This window comes from Burkholderiales bacterium, assembly GCA_035518095.1.
GTDB lineage: Bacteria > Pseudomonadota > Gammaproteobacteria > Burkholderiales > JAHFRG01 > JAHFRG01.
The window spans coordinates 71,519-89,294 of record DATIXX010000032.1 but is presented as its reverse complement, the minus strand read 5'-3'; the positions used below and the strand labels follow the sequence as shown (position 1 = coordinate 89,294).

Genomic DNA, 17,776 nt, shown 5'->3' with positions numbered 1-17,776 from the left:
GATGAACCTCAAGCTTGCGGAGCTCCTTCAGGTTCCCAAACATTATGAAGTAATCGTCTCCTGGAGCGATGCAACCGCCGCATATATCGATGCGCTCCTATTACGCCATGCGCCAAACCAACGTTTTGCGGTTTTGCATCTCTATCCGAAATTCAATTACAAGATGTGGCACGCACAGGGTTGGGGCGAACTCTCGCGCTGGCTGGAAAAGCAGGGACTGCGCATTATACTTACCGGCGGCGATGCTCCCGATGAGCGCCGTTACGTCGCGAAACTTTTGCCGCTGTTAACTGAAAACACCGTTAATCTGGTCGGCAAATTGACTCTGGAACAATCAGCTTGTTTGCTGAGTCGCGCGATGCTTTTTGTCGGCCCGGACACCGCGCTCACCCACATGGCAGCGGCGCTGGGCATTCCGACCGTGGCGCTTTTCGGACCGTCCAATCCGGTCAAATGGGGGCCTTGGCCGAAAAATCACGCCAAGGAGCAAAATCCCTGGAAGCGGCTCGGCAGCCAGAAGGCTGGCAACGTAGTTCTGCTGCAGGGGAAGGACGCCTGCGTGCCGTGCATGGGGGAGGGATGCGACAGGCATATCGAGAGCTTCAGCGATTGCCTGCAGGGATTGCCGTCAAGCAAGGTCATCACCGCCGTGGAATCCTTGCTGTGTAAAAACTATGCATGATTCCACGTCAGAGACGCATTATGATTACTAGCATTTCTAGACACACAGCGCCGGACGTATTGGCAAGGCGAAAACGGCCGTGAAGCAAAGTGAGTATAAGTTCTTAAAAAACGCTAACACCATCAGGAGAGGTCTGGTAAGACGCGCCAGGGCAAAAGAACTCGGCGTCTCCTTCTTCAGGAGTCCGAGTTTTAAAACGCCGGAGTCCATCTTGATGAAAGGAATGCGGGTTCCGCTGTTATTCCCGGAAGAAAAGGGAATCCGGTTTGCTTTCATTGATATTTTCCTGGATGACGTGTATGGGTTAAGGAACGCGACGAGTGAATACACTTCAATCCTGGATGTAGGAGCTAACGTTGGCTTTTTCACTCTTTATGCCAGGATCCGGTTCCCGAATTCCGTCATTCATTCCTATGAACCGAACATACAGCTGGCTCGATTTCTAAATCACCAGGCGTCGTTGGCAAAAGCGCGCGTCTTCCTTGAAGCGGTCGGCGAAGAGAACGGAATGATAAATCTTATCCCGGGCCGTGAGTCGCTCCAAACGAGGTCAGTCCTGGACGCACGAGGCAAAATTCCGCAGATTGCCTTTGCGGAAGCTGTCAGAAGGATCGGCGGCAAGGCGGACCTGGTCAAGCTTGATTGCGAGGGGGCTGAATGGTCCATATTAAGGGATAGAAAAGCCTGGGAGAACGTCGGACACCTGGCTATGGAATACCATTTATTCGAACCGCACCAAAGGCATGACGAGATTTCCAGGATGGTTGAAACAGCAGGATTCCAAATTGATTTTCAAAAGAAGGAAGCTACCGGGGGTTACTTATTCGCGTCTAACAAAGCATGAGGGCGGACGTTTCTGAAAGGTGCCAATACGTTTCTGATCCAGCGCAGCGGAAATTCAAAGCGCGTCTTTAACCGCGCAAATAAAATAATTCCGCCGATTCAGCGCCTGTGCTCATTCAGCAGCTCTTCAAGATTCAGAATTACATAATCCGCGTCGTCCAGACTCATCGAACCGCTAATGGGCAGGGTTAATATTCGCTCGCAAACTTTTTCCGTATTCGGGAGGCTCGCGTGTCCATGGGCCGAATAGAGCGGCATGGTGTGCAGCGGCAGGTAGTGGACGTTTGCGCCGATATTGCGGTTGCGCAATTCCAGCAACAGGGCATCCCTGGAAATTGCGGTTTCCTCCAGCGGCAGCATGATTTGAAATAGATGCCGCGCATGGTGTGGGTGCAGCAAGCCGTGCTGAAATTTGATCCCTGGTACCCGCTTGCTCAGCCGGTCGTGATAGCGATTGGCAATCGCCAGGCGCGTGCGATGAAACTCCGCCTGCCGCCTGAGTTGCACTCTGCCGATACACGCTTGCAGGTCGGTATAGTTCATTTTATAGCCCAACTCTTCCAATCCCCGCGAAACGATCGACTTGGGGTTCGTAAATCGCTTCCATGCATCCGCCGGCAAGGCGTGCAGCCTAAGAGAACGCAGCCGGTCTGCGAGCGCTGCATCAAACAAGGCAATCGCCCCTCCTTCGCCGGTGGAAAGATTCTTGTTGGCGTAAAAGCTGAAACAGCTCATGTTGCCGGAGGATCCAACCGGCTTCCCGTCGTTGAATTTGGCTCCCAGAGCATGGGCTGCGTCTTCAATGATTGCCACGTTTTCGGGTAGCGCGGCTCGAATCGTGTTGACGTCGACTCCCAGCCCGGCCATGTGAACCACCATTATTGCCTTGGTTTTGGGAGTAAGTTTCTGCAACGCGAACTCCGCGGTGATACACAACGTGTCCGGATCCACATCGCAAAAAACCGGTTTTGCGCCCAGGTACAGCGCGGCGTTGGCGGTGCTGCACCACGTAAAGCTGGGACAGATGACTTCATCTCCCGGAGCCACGCCGCGTACCAATAAAGACAGAAACAGCGCCGAAGTGCACGAGTTGACGGTGACGACATGCGGCGCACCAAAAAATTCTCCGAGCTCCTTCTCGAAAGCCAGAGTTTCGGGTCCCATTCCAATCCAACCGGAACGCAGCACCTTCGCGACTGCATCAATTTCTTGATCGGAAAAATTGGGCTTGCCGAAAGGCAGAAATTCTTTACGCGTCATATTTATGCGATGAGTTTAAGCTTGCATCCGGCAGCAAATGATTGCAATTCCGAGCACATATAAAATAATTTCAACGTCGACCCGCAGGCAAAGTTTAGCAATCACGCTTTTGCTGCTTCATGGGGACTCGGACGCCGGCTCTTCAAGAATCTCCAGCAAATAACCGCCGTATCCGCTGTCTTTAAGCGGCGTCGCAAGTTTCCGCAGTTGATCGGCTGAAATATACCCCTTGCGATATGCAATTTCCTCCGGGCTTGCAATTTTAAATCCCCGCCGCTTTTCGATAGTTTGAATGAAAAGCGCCGCTTCAAGAAAAGATTCACGGGTTCCGGTGCTCAGCCACGCCAGGCCTCTTCCCATTTTTACCACCTCGAGGCGACCAAGCTTCAAATGGCAATTATTGACTTCTCGCGCTGCAAGCAGCCTCATGTTCCGCAAACTTCGGGACGGATTCGCGTCAATGCGCATTGGACGGCTCTCCGCTTGGACTATTATGGGTACCGCCCACGCCGCAGGCGCTGCCTCGGCAGAGCAAATAAATAGTTTCTGGCCCCAATCGATATTGCTCAGCGATTTGACCTAGAGCGGGGTCAGGCATGTGGGCAAGCACAAAGCCCGAATTCCATTGGGAAGGAGGAAATGTCAACGGCGCCTGGGGCAGGCGAAAGATATCGAGATAGGCAGTAATATTCAGTCCGCTGGAACCCGTATAGCTTGAATACAGCTTATGTCCCTCGGTTCGATGCAGAATTTCGCGCGCGGCAATTTCGTAATTCTCCCCACGGTAGTGTCTCTGATAGTAAGGAAAGGCCGCCAAAACGAAAACGAGCTTCAGGACAATCGAGACCATGACCGCGCGCACGGCGACCACTTTTGCTTTGTCGCCAAGACCCCAAATAAAGTAGGCCAGAACCAGAGCAAATAACGGGTACAGGGGCACGACATAGCGAGGTTGGCTCTGTGGAGATAGCCAATAGGGAATGAAGTTCAGGCCAAGTATCCACGCTGCGGTATTTAGCTCCGATAATCCTGGCGCCGAACGAATGAATCGCCTGGCGCGGGCAAAATACAGTATGACTAAACTCCACGGTAGCAAATGCGCGATCGTCAACAAAGGAAAAATCACCAATTGCTTTTCATATACGGGCAAGTTATCCAGGCTGAACTTGCGAAGAATATCCCCCATCATGACGGATTGCTGGGCGCCGCCGGTAACATACGCAAACCATAAAACCGGTGCGGCAAACGCCAAGAGATGCGGCAGCAACGCACCTGGCCGCAGCAAAAAACGCCGATATTCTCGACGCAAGGCCAGTACCATGACCGCGACAACGTAAAAGGCATACGCCGTCAGCGCCTTGGTCATGAAGGCGCCGAAAAGCGCGAACGAAGCCAGCCAAAGCAGACCCGGACGTTTTTCAGCAGAACCCACCCACAGGCAGGCGATCGCGCTGAACACCAGCAAACCAAAAAGCGGGTCAACATACGCAAGCCAGCCGCGATAGAAGAAAACATCTTCCAGCGTGATGTAAACCAGCGCTGTAAAAGCTGCCAAGGCGTTGTCGCGGTATAACTTGCGGGCCAGCCAGCCGGCAACGATGCCTGTCATAACAGCGGCGCAAATAGTGATGGCGCGCGCCACGTTCAGCACGTGCTCCCAACCGATGAGACTTGAGGCCGGAATGATCAGCCAGTGGAACAGCGGGTTGTGCTTCAACAATTGGCCAAAGAGCGGCTGCTGCAGCCACACGCCCCGATACCACATTTCGAGCGAAACTATCGGGTGTATGGCCTCCTCGCCCACATAATAGAAACCAAGCGCGGGCAGAAAAGTGAGCGCCGCCATCGCGTAGAAAATCCAGCACGCTCTTGCATTATTGAAGTCCAATAAGCGATTCACCTGTCGCAGCAACTCCGCCATTCGCTGCTGCAAGCCATGGTTAACCGGCTGCACGGTATAACCCCGGCTTTACGCTTTGAGGACTCATATATGCCTTCCAAAATTCGGCGAATACTTTTTTGAAACAATCCGGCAATGCATGGTGTGGATCTATGAACTCAGTCGCTTTACACCCAAACTTTTCCGAAGCGCCGGCATCAAGAATAACCAAGCCTTCGCGTTTGGCCCATTTATCCAGCACCTCTTTGGTGTGCGCGAGATAAGGCCCGGCATAATGCGTTTTCAGTAGGTTCTGCTCGAGCGTCGGGATCAGCGGGGGCAAAAAGAACACGACTCTTCCGCCGTCCCTGGCAAACCGGTGCGCCAGCGCAGCAAGCCGGTTCAAGATAATGGGATTCGGTTCCCCCTTTGTGCTTTCCAACGCTTTCGAGTATTGGGAACTCTCGTTGGCAGCTTCTTCCACCAGCAATTGCTGTCGGCTTGGTTGCACCGGGCGTTCGTTGCTAAACGTTGCACTGCCATCATATCGAAAACCGGCACAAAGACCACGGGAAAGAGTACCAAAATCGCGCGCCACCGTTCCGTCCGGACATAAATAATCCCGGCTCGACGGCTCAAAGAAAATTTGCTCAAACACCGCGAGCTTGTGTTTAGAGCGAAGCACTTCGCCAAGAATTCTCAGCAGGTTTTTAATCTGCGGCAGCGTAACCGCGTCTTTAATCCGCGACGCGATCGCCGACCCGCTCACGGCGCTGCTTGACTTGATGAGAGCCGCGTCAGATAGATTCGCCGCTGGCGGCGTTCCGGGTTCGTAGGGGAAACCGAGCGACCAGTCGAGCGGTATGATCAGGAATTTTACCGATTTGCCCCAATGTTCGGCAATATATTCTGCATCGCCAATCACCAACATCAACGACTCACCACTTTGCGCGAAGTTGTAGACTTTCATTAGGGGCGGGAATGCATCCTGGCGCAGGCTCATTGCGGTCGAGGAGCCGAATATTACTGTGTTGATATCGCCGATGCGGTCGTTGAGACGCAGAATTTTGAACGGGCGGTTGTAGTTAATGGGCGGGGCAAAGGTCACACCATGCGTTTTATGCTGCCAGGCGCTCGCGAGGTTGTTTTTGTCGAAGCGCAGATCATTCGCCGCAAGCAGCAAATTAAGCGTAAGCGTCAGTAAAATGACCAAGCCACACAGCCCCAGCACGAGAAAAACGTAACTGCGGCTTGCGTTCACGTCAGAATTGGAAATACAGAAATGCCGAATAGCGGCTTAAGTTCGCGATCGCCACCAACGCCACGCTTGCGACGATTAAGGCATTGAATACAGTCGGCCGCCATTGCCATTTCTCCGCGATTTCGGCTTGCAGCGGCATGGCAAGCGCCGGTTTGAAAGCGGCCGTTATCTGTTGGCTGTTTGGCGCCAGCCAGACCACTAGAAGTAAAATCCAAATCCAGTTGATCACTCCGGTGTGCGGCAGCGCCACCGGATTGCCGAAGCGAACACCATGCTGTGCGAGCCACTGGCCCGCTATGCCCCATTTCGCGAGCCACGCGTCGGGGAGCACCAGTCCGTTGAATCCAGCCATCCCGCGCAGGATGGCAAAGGCCGTTTCCATGTTGGGCGCCCGGAAAATCACCCAGCCCGCTACCACGGCGATAAAGGTTAGCAAGCAACTCAGCGTCCTGCCCCAGCGCGTGGGCGGGAGCAAGTCAAGGCCAAGCTGTTGCTTGAGCGCGCGCCACGCGTGATTCACCATCAGATACACTCCGTGCAGACCGCCCCACAGCACGAATGTCCATCCTGCTCCGTGCCACAAACCGCCGAGCAGCATGGTCGCCATCAGATTGAAATAGCGCCGCGCTTGGCCCTTGCGGTTGCCGCCGAGCGGAATGTAAATATAATCCCGAAGAAAACGCGCGAGCGTCATGTGCCAGCGGCGCCAGAAATCAATGATGCTGGCCGCTTTGTACGGGGAATTGAAATTGAGCGGCAAGCGGATGCCGAACATGAGTGACATACCGATCGCCATGTCGGAGTATCCCGAAAAATCAAAATAGAGTTGAAATGTATACGCCAGCGCGCCACACCACGCTTCCAGGAAGCCAGGTGCAAACCCGCTTTGCGCTACGTCGAACAGCGGCACCACGTTGGCGCCGACACCGTCGGCGATGATGACTTTTTTGAACAGCCCGATGATGAATATCGTTAGGCCGGTCGCCAGATCCTGGTAATTGAGGCGGTAGACTTGCGGCTTGTCGAACTGCGGCATCATCTCGCTGTGATGCATTATGGGTCCGGCAATGAGATGGGGAAAGTAGGTCACAAATAACCCGTAATGAACCAGGTTGTACTCCTTGGTTTTGCCCAGGTATGTGTCCACCAGGTAGGTAATCTGAGTAAAAGTGAAAAACGAAATTCCCAGGGGCAGGATGATGGCGCCCAGACTAAACGAAGAATTGAAAACGAAATTGAAGTTGTCGATCAGAAAATGCGCATATTTGAAATAAGCGAGCAGGCCGAGATTAAAAAGAAGCGCGAGAATTAGAAAATGTTTTTTGCGCCGAACATTTCCTACGGCGTTGGCCCGCAACATGCTCAGTCCCATGCCGTAGTTGAACAGTACCGAGGTGGCGAGCAATACAACATAGACAGGATTCCACCACGCGTAGAAAAATACGGACGCTCCGGCGAGCCAGCCCGCCGCCAGCTTGTGGTTCACCTTGCCCAGCTGAAAGAACAAAATCAGCGTCAACGGCAGGAAAAGAAAAATGAATTCGTAAGAATTAAACAACATGATCTTTTTTGTTGCGCCGGTACCACCCAAACATAAACATTCAGCGCTTGCGTCCGACCAGGAGAAGCGAGCCGCCTACGGGTAGCGTCAAACCAGATGTGATCACAGCTCGTTCCAAGTCCAGCGTTTTTTCCAGCACGGCATTTAGCAGGGGGTGCAAACGAAATTCCGCAAACGGATCGCAACCTTGCTCCGGCGCGCGTGGTACCAGACGCGACAACATCATGAATGGTAGCAGCAAAGTTACGAATGACGTCATCCTGATTATTTCGAATCCGGCATTTATTACCCTCTCTCTCAGCTCACGAGCCCGGTAGCGCCGCACATGGCGGGCGTGCACATCGTACTGGCTCCACAGAAAAGGATGCTGCGGTACGGTCAGCAAAATCCCGCCATTTGCGGCCAGCGCCCGGCGGATTTGCCGCAGCACCAAATGGTCCTCCTCGATATGCTCAATTACGTCGAAGGCGCCAATCACGTCGAACTCGTCTGCAAACGGTATATTGCGCGCGTCCATCTGCATGAGCCGCGCTTGCGGCACGCGCTTAGACGCATATCCGAGGCCGGAGCTTAACACCTCGCTGCCATTAAGCTCGAGCGCGGGCAAGGCTGCGGCCACTCCGGTCAGGACAAAACCGGTGCCGCAGCCGATTTCCAGGAAATTACATGCTCCTCTGAAATAGCGCTTGAGCGCCCACGCAATCAGCCGATTGCGGGAGCGAAACCAGAAGTTGTTCGTTTCGACTTGGGCGAGCGCAGCGTAAAGTGCAGCGTTAAAACCACTGGCGTCGCTGGCAAGTTCCGGTGCAAATGCCGGAAATCCCTCGATGATGACGGGCTCAAATCCACAGGCGAGACAGCGCCAGGTACTGCTGTCGTACTGCGCTTCGCAGCGCATACACCGCTTCAACCCTGGCTCCCGACCACGATACCGAGCACTATAAGTATGATGCCTGCAATCTTCGGTGTAGTTATCGGCTCGTTAAAAAAGAGCCCGCTTAGAATCAATACCAGCACGAAAGCCAAACTCATGAACGGATAGGCCTGGCTCAGATCAAGTCGGGTCATTGCAGCCATCCATGCCACTGCCGCGAGCAGCGCCGCCAACAGTGCACTGATGACCCACGGATTGATCAGCAGCTTGTATAGGAACCAGAGCTTATCGACAACAGCTTCAGGAAACGCACCTGCATGCAGCACCTGCCACTTGATTACAATCTGTCCGTAGACAGTTAGGGCAATTGTTAGAGCGACGTAAAAATAGCTCATGGCGCCGCGTTCGGTCGATTCCAATAATGGAACGTTACGAACGTTTCCCGAAACTTAAATCCCGTCCTGCAGCACAGGTTCAGACTAGGAATATTGCGTATCGAAACCAGCCCGCGCGCATGTCCGATTCCCGCCTGTTTCACTTGCTCAATCACACTGAGCCAAAAATAATCGCCTAATCCGGCGCTCACGTACTTTTTGGCAAAGCCGCTGAGCATAAAATGGTCCGTCTTTCTCGCCATAAATGCAATCGGCTCCCGCTTGAAAAGCAAAACATCCATGACAACTTTTGCGTCGCCAAGCAGATCCTCAATCCAGTAGACGAAACGCCGGTCGGCAATACTTTTGGCGCAGTTATGGTCAACATGAAACCTGTCTTCAGTGAAAGATTCTGCAGCGATTTGCTTCACCGCAGCGCAGAGGACGCTGTCCGTTTTGTCCAGAGCAGCTATCGTAAGATCCGACGCGCTATATCGAGGCGGCAAAAATGAAGAGCGGTTCGAGACAAAGCTCTGCAGTTTGGTATTCCGACGGAAAACGTTCAGGACATCGACAGTCGCCTCCACAAAGTAAAAACCGTTGCGTTCCAATAACTGCGCTAGCCGGGTATCAATTCCAATTCGTGCCTGAATAAAGAAGCTGCCATGATCCTTCGCTTTCTGTTCCATGGCGGTGTGCAGCATCGTTTCGTCCCAATGGCGGAGGAAGGCCTCACTGAGTGAGAAGGACTCGATGCCTAGGTTACGTGTTTCCCATGGCAATGGGATCAGGCATCCGCTGTCAGACATTGGTCGTGTTTCGAATGACGTACAGCGGCCTCTTCCTCGCCTCGTCTAACGTTTTGCCAAGGTAGATGCCGATAATGCCGAGTAGGCTGATAATGATTCCGCCGATGAAATAGATCGACACAATCAAGCTCGGCCAACCCATCACCGCCGATCCGTAAGCGAGCTTAAGCACTACTATGTACATGCCGTAGGAAAATGCCAGCACGGACATAACGAAGCCGAAGCGGACTGCGAGCCGTAACGGCTTGTCAGAATAAGCGACGATGGTGTCCGCAGCGAGCTTCCACAGCTTTCTGTAGGTGTAGGTGGATTGTCCTTCATATCGCGTCCCGTGCTCGACATCAATGGTTGCGGCGGGATAGCCCATCCAATTGATGAGCCCGCCAAAAAACCGCAGTTGCTCGCGCATTAATCGGAAATTCATGACCACCTTGCGCGACAGGATGCGGAAGTTTCCGGTTTGGCCATCGTATTCGGTGTCCGTCAGGTAGCTAAACACTTTGTAGAACACCCACGAAGTTAAGCGCTTCGGCAAATGGTCGCTCCGTACACCGCCGCGGGCGATAACGACCTCGTAACCTTCCTGCGCCTTTGCGTAGAGACGCGGTATTTCTTCCGGCCGATCCTGCAAGTCACAATCCATAACAACCACCCAGTCGCCGTCGCAGTGGTCGAGGCCGGCGGTTATGCCATAGTGCTGCCCGAAATTGCGGCTGAACTGGATGCCCTTGACCCGAGAATCCCGGCGCGACAGCTCCTGGATAATCTGCCACGAGCGGTCGCCGCCACAGTCTTCCACCATGATGATTTCGAAGTTCTGGGTGATGGGTGCGAGAACCGCAACCAGGCGTTGATAGAGCGTCTCAAGGCAGGCTTCCGCCTTATAAACCGGAGTCACGACCGAAATGTGGGCCATAGTCGGAAACTGGATTATCTGGCGAACTGAATATCGTAAAACTTGGCATAAGCGCCGCGGCGCCCCAGCAATTCTTGATGATTGCCGATTTCGGCGATGCTTCCCTTTTCCAGCACCACGATGCGGTTGGCCTTTTCCACAGTCGACAGCCGATGCGCAATTACAATTGTAGTGCGTCCCCTCATCAGCACGTCAAGTGCCGCCTGGACATGCCGCTCCGATTCGGAATCCAGTGCCGAGGTTGCTTCATCGAGAATCAGCACCGGGGCATTTTTAAGCAGCGCCCGCGCAATTGCCAAACGCTGGCGCTGTCCCGCTGACAGCTTGACACCGTTCTCCCCCACCAAGGTGTTCAACCCCTCCGCTAATTCGCTGATAAATTCCATCGCGTGGGCCGCCGTGGCCGCGTTGACAATATCCGCCTGAGTGGCGGTTCCCATCACACCGTACGCAATGTTGGCTCCCACGGAGTCATTGAACAGCATCACATCCTGGCTTACCAGAGCAATGTTGTCGCGCAAGCTGGATAGCTTGAGCGTCTCCAGATCGTGGCCATCGAGCAGAATTCTGCCACGCGTAGGGTGATAAAAACGCGGCACCAGATTGACGAACGTGGTCTTGCCCCCGCCCGAGGCGCCTACCAGGGCAAGCGTCTCTCCCGGCTGAATGCTAAGCGTAACGTCTTTGAGTGCCAGGCGCTCAGGATCACCATAGGTAAAACTCACATTCTCAAACCGTATCTCGCCGCGCGGTCGCGCCAGGACTATGCTGCCTTCATCGGGCTCTCCTTGCTGTTCCAGCAACCCAAATACAGATTCTGCAGCCGCCAAGCCGCGCTGCAGATAAGCATTGACTTCCGTGAGCCGTTTGAGCGGCGCTATTAGCATCAGCATCGAAATGATAAAGGAAACGAATCCGCCCACCGTGGTTTCATCTGCCGCCGATTGCAAGGTGGCCCAATACACAATCAATGCCAGCGCCAGCGCTGCGATGAGCTGCACAAACGGCCAACTGGCAGCGGCAGCGGCAGCGTGCTTCATCTCGAAGCGCCGCACGCGATTGGCACGGTCATTGAAGCGGCCCGATTCGTAGTTCTGTCCGCCAAAAATCTTGACCACTTTGTGTCCGTCGATGCCTTCCTGCAGGACCTGTGTGACCTCACCCATGGCCTGCTGAACTTCGCGACTCATGCTGCGCAGGCGCTTGCTGATGACGCGTATGATGACCATGATCGGGGGACCCATGATCAATGTGATCGCGGTCAGCTTCCAGTTAAGGTAGACCATCCATCCCAACAGCCCGAGAATGCTCAAGCCGTCCTTGATGACAACGGTCACCACGCTGGTAGCCGCGAAGGTTACCTGCGCGACATCGAAGATAAACTTGGAAATTAAATTACCGCTAATTTGGTTTTCATAATACATGGTGGGAAGCTGCACCAGCTTGCGGAACATCGCTTCGCGCAAATCCAGAACAACTTTGTTTCCCACCCAATTTATGCCGTAGCCGGAAACGAATGTGGCGATGCCATGCACCAGCATCAGCAACACGATTAAAATCGGAATTATGCGGATCCAGGTCGGATCCTTGTTAACGAAACTCCCATCCAGCATCGGCTTCAAAAGAATCGGTACCGCTGCCTGGGTGATGGCAACGAGCACCATGCCTAATATGGAAACCAGAAATGTGCGCCAGTAGCGAGCGACATAGCGCAACAGGCGTAGATACAGCTGGCCGCTCGTCATGTTGGTCATGCGCGAACAATAGCAGAGTTTCCCCGAAAATAAAAAGCGGCAGGCTTCTTAAGTGTGCAACGCCGCGGTAATTCTGGAACAACAGGTCGGTTTCGTTTGCATTATGGTTGATTATTTTTGGGGCAGCTGATAGCTCACAGTAAAAAATACATTGCTGCCCGGAGTATTGTAATTTTGCACCAGCTCGTAGCTGCGGCTAAAAATGTTGTTCCAGCGCAAGTTTGCTGACCAGCCGCGCGCAAAAGCGTAATTTGCGGTTAAATTGTAAAGGGCGTAGCCGTGCAAGCGCGTTGCCGGGTCTTCATTCGGCGAATCGTAGCGCGCGCCGCTCGCGAACATTTCCACGCTGAGCTGAAGCCGACTCAGGCTTTTGCTGACAGAAAGACTTCCAAAATGCGTAGCTCGACGCTGCAGGAGATCCCCGGTTGCTGTATTGACCGGGTCTTGCACCGTGAAATGTGCGCTGCTTGAAAATCCGGCGTAACTGCCCTGATAAGAAATCTCGCCGCCGTTGATGCGCGCTTCGTCCACGTTTTCCGGCGTGAAAGTAAATGTATTCGGATTAAACACCAGCGTGATCAAATCGGTAATGCGGTTATCGAAATAAGTAAGGCTTAAATGGTGGGGGCCGATGTCCACATCCACGCCCGCTTCATAGCTGCGCGAACGCTCGGGCTGCAAGTTGGGATTGCTGAAGCCGGGAAAATAAAGATCATTGAACGTCGGTGCCTTGAACGCGTTGCCGCCGCTCGCCCTGAGCCTCAAGTAGGAATTCAAGCGGTAGCCATAACCTATTGAGCCGGTCGTCTGGTCGCCGAACTGACTGTTGTCGTCGTTGCGCGCATTAAGTTGCACGCTGTGCGGCCCAAACTCTCCGACATAGCCGCCAAATACGGAGCGGACATCGCGGTGAGTACCGCTGTAAGGCGTATCGCTCGCCAGCTGCTGGTTGAGATATTCGAAACCGGCGAGCAGCGATCCTGCGCCGAGCTTGATATCATTCTGCCAGGTAAATTGGGGCTGAGTGGTACGAAAATAGCCCGGGAATGCGCCGCTAATCTGCTGATTGTCGCGTCCCAGACCGAAGCGCAGCAGGCTACGCCACAGCGCAGTGAACTGGTTGCTGCTGTACACGGAAAACGCGCTGAGAGTCTGCCGGTTGATATCATCGGTAAGCGGCCCCGAGTCAAACCGCGTATTTCCAAAACTTTGAAATGCGGTCGCCCCGATTTCGTCACCCGCAGTTAAATGCTGCGCAAGCTTCAGCGAATAGTTCGAATTATGGTAGCCGTCGAGGTCCGGATTATGAATTTGAAAGGCAGGGGGGGTACCGGGCGCGTCGATCGTCGCCTTGGTCGCGTCGAAACCCTGGGTGATAAAATAGCCCGCATTCAGGCTAAAGTCGGTATCCTTGATCCTGCTGTTCACTCCGCCGCTCGCTGACCGAGTGTCGAAACTCCCGTAACCCACCGATGCATTTAGGCTTGGAGCATTCTCGGCGCTTTTAGTAAAAATTTGTATTACGCCGCCCATCGCTTCGGAGCCATACAAGCTGCTCAACGGCCCCGGCACGATTTCTATACGTTCGATTTGGTTGAGCGGAATATTTTCCAGCGCGGTGGCGCCGGTTGTCGCCGAATCGACCCGCAATCCGTCGATTAAGACCAGGGTCTGATTGCTGTTGGCACCGCGGATGAACACGCCGGAGGGCTGTCCAAACCCGCCGTTGCTGGTGATTTCCAAGCCGGCGCGCGATTGCAGTACTTCAACCAACGTCTGCTGCCCGCTTTCAGCGATATCCTGGGCCGTAATCACGGTTACTGGCTGCAAGGACTGCGACGCTTTCTGTGGAATCCGCGCGGCAGTCACCACGACATTTTCCGTTACCACTGACAAGTTATCGTCCGCGTATGCGGAATTTCCTAATACCAGAATCAGCAAGCCAAGCTTGTGAAGATATTTCACATGTAGCTTTCCAAAAGTGGCGCGCGCCCGCCGCAGGCACAAAAGGAAATACACGGGGAGGTACTGCTTGAGACATCAGGGTGGGACCCGGATACCGCCTCCCGCGGGATTTCCAAACCGCGTTTCCAGGCCGGTATCCGGGCTCGCGAGATTAGACGTATCGCCTTCCCATGAGGAGTCCTCACAGTGGCTTATTAATACGCCAGCATCGCTTACCGTTGCGGGGGCAGCACAGGTTTTGCAAAATAATGCGCACCTGTTTCCCGTTTAACCCGAGCCAATGAAATCAGCACGAGCACCTGCAAACGGACTTCTGCTTCAAGCCGCAAGTTTGCCGGAATAAGCACGGCAAGCTGCGTCATGGTTCATAGTTTATACAAGAACCGCCTGGTAAGCTCAAGTAATTACCCACTTACGCGATTTTTGGCCTGGATTAAGGGTTGGATAAGCGTGAACTCGGAGCGCCGCAAACAGTTCGGGAACTGGTATCAAAACACATTCAATAAATAACGTTAACAGTTGACTTTTCAGGATTTTCAAAACTATAGTGTGCTTATGGAAGCGGAACTCAAAGCACTCGAAGAGAAAATCAGCCAGTTCGTGCAGGCCTGCCAGCACCTGCGCGCCCATAACCATCAATTGCGTCAGGAACTTGCCACTTCGCTCAGTGAAAATAAGCAGCTTGAAATAAAAATAGAGAGCGCAAAAAAACGTCTTGAGGCCCTGTTAAGGCACATTCCGGAATACGAGAAATGAGCGCTGCCGGCAAAGGGCTGGATATCAGCATCATGGGGCGCAAGTTCCGCGTCGCTTGCGCACAGAACGAACAAAAACAATTGCTGCAGGCTGTGGCCTACCTGGATAAAAAAATGCGCGAAATCCACGACCAGGGAAAAGTAGTCGGACTTGAGCGCATCGCCATTATGGCTGCGCTGAACATTACCTATGAACTTTTCTCGACGTGCGTCGCCGATGGTTTTGACATCGCGGAATTTAAGCGTAGAATGGCCAGCATGCAGGCAACGCTTGATAAAGCGATGTTGGATAAGTAAAGCGCGACCGTTCAATCAAGTCCGTCTGCAATCGGGTTGTCCCCTGCGGTGTTTGTCCGGGCGAGATTCTTTTGAACCAATATTTTTGCCTGGGTTGCGAGCCTGATGAGTGCTGTTGTGCGAGTCCGACATGGAATTGCCTGATGCGCTCGGTGAGCGAACCACCGTGAACCCCAGGTTCAAAATATCGGCCTAGACGGCATTTGCGGGGGGCTTTATCTCATGATGCGGCTATGCCGCATTTTTTATGCCCCGTGGCACTTGACCAGGCCGCATGCGTTACTGGCTTATGAAATCGGAACCCTCCGAATTCAGCGTGGACGATCTGGCTTCGGCACCGGGAAAAATAACTGCGTGGTTTGGCGTACGCAATTATCAAGCGCGCAATTTCATGCGGGACCAGATGCAAGTAGGGGACAAGGCTTTTTTTTACCATTCAAACTGCGAAATACCTGGAATTGCAGGAATAGCCGAAATCTGCAAGCGCGCTTATCCGGATGCAAGTCAATATGACCGAAGGAGCGGGTATTACGATTCCAAGGCCACTGCGCACAACCCGCGCTGGTTCAACGTGGATGTGAGGCTCCTGCGCAAAACCCGGCTCATCAGCCTCAAGGAATTGCGCGGCCGCCACGAGCTCAGGAACATGCGCGTTCTGCAAAAAGGCAACCGCCTCTCGATTACTCCGGTTGATCCGAGAGAGTGGCAATTCATTACGCGCGTTCTCCTAAAGTGAGCGCGTCGGTCTACGCTCGCCTTAACGCAAAGGGCTGACCATGGAATGGTGGGTCGCTTATCTTGCGGTGGGCGCTTTAGCGGGTTTCCTCGCAGGTTTGCTGGGGGTTGGCGGTGGGTTCATCTTTGTTCCATCACTCGTCTTTCTCTTCCAATCGCAGGATTTTCCGCAAACTAATTTGCTGCATCTTGCGCTCGGCACTTCGCTGGCGAGCATCATTTTCACTTCTGTGTCCAGCTTTCGCGCCCATCACGCGCACGGAGCGGTAAATTGGACGATCGTGCGCCGCATCACCCCCGGCATCGTGCTTGGCTCGCTTCTGGGATCAGGATTCGCCGCGCTGCTTTCGAGTTCCGCATTGGCGTTGTTATTCGCACTGTTCGTATTTTTCGCGGCCACCCAGATTCTATTTGAGATCAAACCCAAACCTTCGCGACAGATGCCGGGGGCGCTCGGCACGTTCTTTGTTGGGATTATAATCGGCATCACTTTCAGCTTGGTTGGGGGCGGTGGAGCGATTCTGTCCATTCCATTCATGCTCTACTGCAACATAAAAACACACGATGCCATCGGCACTTCTTCGGCAATAGGATTTCCTATCGCAGTCTCCGGCGCGGTAGGCTACATCTTCACCGGATTGACGCAGGACAATCTGCCTCCGCTGAGCCTGGGTTTTGTTTACCTGCCGGCGCTGCTGTGGTTGGTGGTGGCGGGCGTGCTCACTGCGCCGTTTGGAGCCAAGCTAGCGCACCGACTGCCGGTTGCTCGGCTTAGAAAAGTTTTTGCCGCCTTTCTATACATCATCGCAGCCAAAATGCTGTTTGGGTTGCTCTAGGATCTTTCTTTGGGTGACGCAGCCTTCTCCAAACGGTCACGCACCGCGTCCCATTCCTCTCCCGGCGGTACCTCTTCGACTAGTATCACGTCAACCCGCTTCTGATCGAGTCGGCGCAGATTGGAGTATAGCGCGCGCGCGTAGGCAGTCGCTTGTGCCGGCGCTGCAATCCAAGTGACATTCGCACCGCCGAGCGGCGCATGACGATACGTAAGTATCGCTGCGCGTTTGCCCAGTGAGCCCAGTTCGTGAGCCGCTTCTGCCAATGCCTTGCCGGAAATCAGTCGTAAAGGCGTAAGCGGTGCATAGTGTACCGTCATTGTTCCAGGCGCGCGCGGCGAAGTCGGTCCGGGCAAAACCAACGGTGTTTTCAAAACTTTTTTAAGTTCAGAAACGGAAATTTTCCCGGGTCGCAGCAGTGCGGGATGGCTGCCGGATAAATCCACAATAGTCGATTCCAGGCCAAGCGCGCAGGGACCGCCATCCAATATCATATCCACCCGTTCCCCCAGCTCCCCACGCACATGGTCGGCAGTGGTGGGACTGAGGCGGCCAAAGCGGTTGGCTGATGGTGCGGCGATACCGCTGCCAAATGCCTGCAGCAGGGTGTGCGCCACGGGATGGGCGGGAACACGCAAACCCACAGTATCCTGGCCGCCGGTAACAGCGTCAGGTACCTTTTCCGCGCGGCGCAAAATCAGCGTAAGCGGCCCCGGCCAAAATACGTCAGCCAAACGCAGCGCTGCCTTGGGAATCCCGCGCGCCCAGCGCGCGAGCTGCGAAGCGTCAGCAAGGTGCACGATAACCGGATGGCTTTCCGGACGGCCTTTTGCCGCAAAGATTTTTTTGACCGCTGCAGGATTTAAGGCATCTGCGCCCAGTCCGTACACGGTTTCCGTGGGGAATGCCACCAAGCCGCCGCCGCGCAATATCACGACCGCTCTTTCGATTTCACGAACGGATACGGCCTTCACT

Annotated in this window: 18 protein-coding genes, 1 other RNA gene and 1 riboswitch; of the genes, 7 read left to right on the top strand and 12 right to left on the bottom strand. The window is 54.0% G+C overall.

All coding sequences use genetic code 11. From position 1 onward, the window contains the following. Together VLV32_06145 and VLV32_06140 are read left to right on the top strand one after the other, a co-directional pair. The coding region (locus tag VLV32_06145; protein HUL41464.1) for a glycosyltransferase family 9 protein at positions 1-682 on the top strand (682 nt) is incomplete at its 5' end. Between the two features lie 79 nt (positions 683-761). Further along, positions 762-1,526, top strand: coding sequence for an FkbM family methyltransferase (locus VLV32_06140; protein ID HUL41463.1), 765 nt, complete (start codon positions 762-764; stop codon positions 1,524-1,526). Positions 1,527-1,624: 98 nt separating this feature from the next. Here the strand turns inward: VLV32_06140 and VLV32_06135 are convergent, their stop codons facing one another. The 11 genes from VLV32_06135 to VLV32_06085 all read right to left on the bottom strand — a co-directional run bounded on the left by VLV32_06135 (position 1,625) and on the right by VLV32_06085 (position 14,178). Next, the gene (locus VLV32_06135) at positions 1,625-2,785 is read right to left on the bottom strand and encodes a DegT/DnrJ/EryC1/StrS family aminotransferase (protein ID HUL41462.1); all 1,161 of its coding nucleotides are present in this window, start codon (positions 2,783-2,785) and stop codon (positions 1,625-1,627) included. Positions 2,786-2,902: 117 nt separating this feature from the next. After that, entirely contained in the window at positions 2,903-3,253 is a 351-nt protein-coding gene (locus VLV32_06130; GenBank protein ID HUL41461.1) for a hypothetical protein, read from the bottom strand. Next, positions 3,243-4,706: a hypothetical protein gene (locus VLV32_06125; GenBank protein ID HUL41460.1), complete on the bottom strand. Its 1,464-nt coding sequence runs from the start codon at positions 4,704-4,706 to the stop codon at positions 3,243-3,245. Before VLV32_06125 ends, VLV32_06130 begins: the two co-directional genes overlap by 11 nt. A 19-nt stretch (positions 4,707-4,725) precedes the next feature. After that, positions 4,726-5,925: a hypothetical protein gene (locus VLV32_06120; GenBank protein ID HUL41459.1), complete on the bottom strand. Its 1,200-nt coding sequence runs from the start codon at positions 5,923-5,925 to the stop codon at positions 4,726-4,728. A 1-nt stretch (position 5,926) separates the two neighbouring features. Next, positions 5,927-7,486, bottom strand: a complete 1,560-nt coding sequence (locus VLV32_06115) for an MBOAT family protein (GenBank protein ID HUL41458.1) — start codon at positions 7,484-7,486, stop codon at positions 5,927-5,929. Between the two features lie 40 nt (positions 7,487-7,526). Continuing rightward, positions 7,527-8,384: a class I SAM-dependent methyltransferase gene (locus tag VLV32_06110; GenBank protein ID HUL41457.1), complete on the bottom strand. Its 858-nt coding sequence runs from the start codon at positions 8,382-8,384 to the stop codon at positions 7,527-7,529. A gap of 8 nt (positions 8,385-8,392) precedes the next feature. Further along, positions 8,393-8,755 carry an EamA family transporter gene (locus tag VLV32_06105; protein ID HUL41456.1) on the bottom strand — a complete coding sequence of 121 codons (363 nt, stop codon included), beginning with the start codon at positions 8,753-8,755 and terminating at the stop codon, positions 8,393-8,395. Beyond that, complete coding sequence (locus VLV32_06100) at positions 8,752-9,543, bottom strand: hypothetical protein (protein ID HUL41455.1); 792 nt, start codon at positions 9,541-9,543, stop codon at positions 8,752-8,754. The genes VLV32_06105 and VLV32_06100 overlap by 4 nt, the downstream gene beginning before the upstream one ends. Then, positions 9,536-10,459 carry a glycosyltransferase family 2 protein gene (locus VLV32_06095; protein ID HUL41454.1) on the bottom strand — a complete coding sequence of 308 codons (924 nt, stop codon included), beginning with the start codon at positions 10,457-10,459 and terminating at the stop codon, positions 9,536-9,538. Before VLV32_06095 ends, VLV32_06100 begins: the two co-directional genes overlap by 8 nt. Before the next feature lie 14 nt (positions 10,460-10,473). Beyond that, complete coding sequence (msbA, locus tag VLV32_06090) at positions 10,474-12,213, bottom strand: lipid A export permease/ATP-binding protein MsbA (protein ID HUL41453.1); 1,740 nt, start codon at positions 12,211-12,213, stop codon at positions 10,474-10,476. A gap of 111 nt (positions 12,214-12,324) precedes the next feature. Continuing rightward, positions 12,325-14,178, bottom strand: a complete 1,854-nt coding sequence (locus VLV32_06085) for a TonB-dependent receptor (GenBank protein ID HUL41452.1) — start codon at positions 14,176-14,178, stop codon at positions 12,325-12,327. Positions 14,179-14,288: 110 nt separating this feature from the next. Beyond that, positions 14,289-14,496, bottom strand: a riboswitch (cobalamin riboswitch). A gap of 237 nt (positions 14,497-14,733) precedes the next feature. On the opposite strand from VLV32_06085, the gene VLV32_06080 reads away from it, so the two are divergent. From VLV32_06080 to VLV32_06060, 5 genes are all read left to right on the top strand, one after another. Beyond that, on the top strand, positions 14,734-14,934 hold the full coding sequence (locus VLV32_06080; protein ID HUL41451.1) for a hypothetical protein: 201 nt from the start codon (positions 14,734-14,736) through the stop codon (positions 14,932-14,934). Further along, positions 14,931-15,230: a cell division protein ZapA gene (locus tag VLV32_06075; GenBank protein HUL41450.1), complete on the top strand. Its 300-nt coding sequence runs from the start codon at positions 14,931-14,933 to the stop codon at positions 15,228-15,230. Before VLV32_06080 ends, VLV32_06075 begins: the two co-directional genes overlap by 4 nt. 37 nt (positions 15,231-15,267) lie before the next feature. Then, positions 15,268-15,446: non-coding RNA, 6S RNA (gene ssrS / locus VLV32_06070), on the top strand. A gap of 58 nt (positions 15,447-15,504) precedes the next feature. After that, complete coding sequence (locus VLV32_06065) at positions 15,505-15,966, top strand: EVE domain-containing protein (protein ID HUL41449.1); 462 nt, start codon at positions 15,505-15,507, stop codon at positions 15,964-15,966. A gap of 40 nt (positions 15,967-16,006) precedes the next feature. Next, positions 16,007-16,801 carry a sulfite exporter TauE/SafE family protein gene (locus VLV32_06060; GenBank protein HUL41448.1) on the top strand — a complete coding sequence of 265 codons (795 nt, stop codon included), beginning with the start codon at positions 16,007-16,009 and terminating at the stop codon, positions 16,799-16,801. Here VLV32_06060 and VLV32_06055 read toward each other — a convergent pair. Then, the gene (locus VLV32_06055; GenBank protein HUL41447.1) at positions 16,798-17,775 is read right to left on the bottom strand and encodes an L-threonylcarbamoyladenylate synthase; all 978 of its coding nucleotides are present in this window, start codon (positions 17,773-17,775) and stop codon (positions 16,798-16,800) included. The genes VLV32_06060 and VLV32_06055 overlap by 4 nt on opposite strands. Position 17,776 lies beyond the last annotated feature (1 nt).

Excerpts from the sequence above, each read along its gene's own strand:
- VLV32_06105 (HUL41456.1), bottom strand. The coding sequence starts at position 8,755 with ATGAGCTATTTTTACGTCGCTCTAACAATTGCCCTAACTGTCTACGGA.
- VLV32_06080 (HUL41451.1), top strand. The coding sequence starts at position 14,734 with ATGGAAGCGGAACTCAAAGCACTCGAAGAGAAAATCAGCCAGTTCGTG.
- msbA (HUL41453.1), bottom strand. The coding sequence starts at position 12,213 with ATGACCAACATGACGAGCGGCCAGCTGTATCTACGCCTGTTGCGCTAT.
- VLV32_06115 (HUL41458.1), bottom strand. The coding sequence starts at position 7,486 with ATGTTGTTTAATTCTTACGAATTCATTTTTCTTTTCCTGCCGTTGACG.
- VLV32_06125 (HUL41460.1), bottom strand. The coding sequence starts at position 4,706 with ATGGCGGAGTTGCTGCGACAGGTGAATCGCTTATTGGACTTCAATAAT.
- VLV32_06060 (HUL41448.1), top strand. The coding sequence starts at position 16,007 with ATGGAATGGTGGGTCGCTTATCTTGCGGTGGGCGCTTTAGCGGGTTTC.
- VLV32_06110 (HUL41457.1), bottom strand. The coding sequence starts at position 8,384 with ATGCGCTGCGAAGCGCAGTACGACAGCAGTACCTGGCGCTGTCTCGCC.
- VLV32_06065 (HUL41449.1), top strand. The coding sequence starts at position 15,505 with ATGCGTTACTGGCTTATGAAATCGGAACCCTCCGAATTCAGCGTGGAC.
- VLV32_06075 (HUL41450.1), top strand. The coding sequence starts at position 14,931 with ATGAGCGCTGCCGGCAAAGGGCTGGATATCAGCATCATGGGGCGCAAG.
- VLV32_06135 (HUL41462.1), bottom strand. The coding sequence starts at position 2,785 with ATGACGCGTAAAGAATTTCTGCCTTTCGGCAAGCCCAATTTTTCCGAT.
- VLV32_06100 (HUL41455.1), bottom strand. The coding sequence starts at position 9,543 with ATGTCTGACAGCGGATGCCTGATCCCATTGCCATGGGAAACACGTAAC.
- VLV32_06130 (HUL41461.1), bottom strand. The coding sequence starts at position 3,253 with ATGCGCATTGACGCGAATCCGTCCCGAAGTTTGCGGAACATGAGGCTG.
- VLV32_06095 (HUL41454.1), bottom strand. The coding sequence starts at position 10,459 with ATGGCCCACATTTCGGTCGTGACTCCGGTTTATAAGGCGGAAGCCTGC.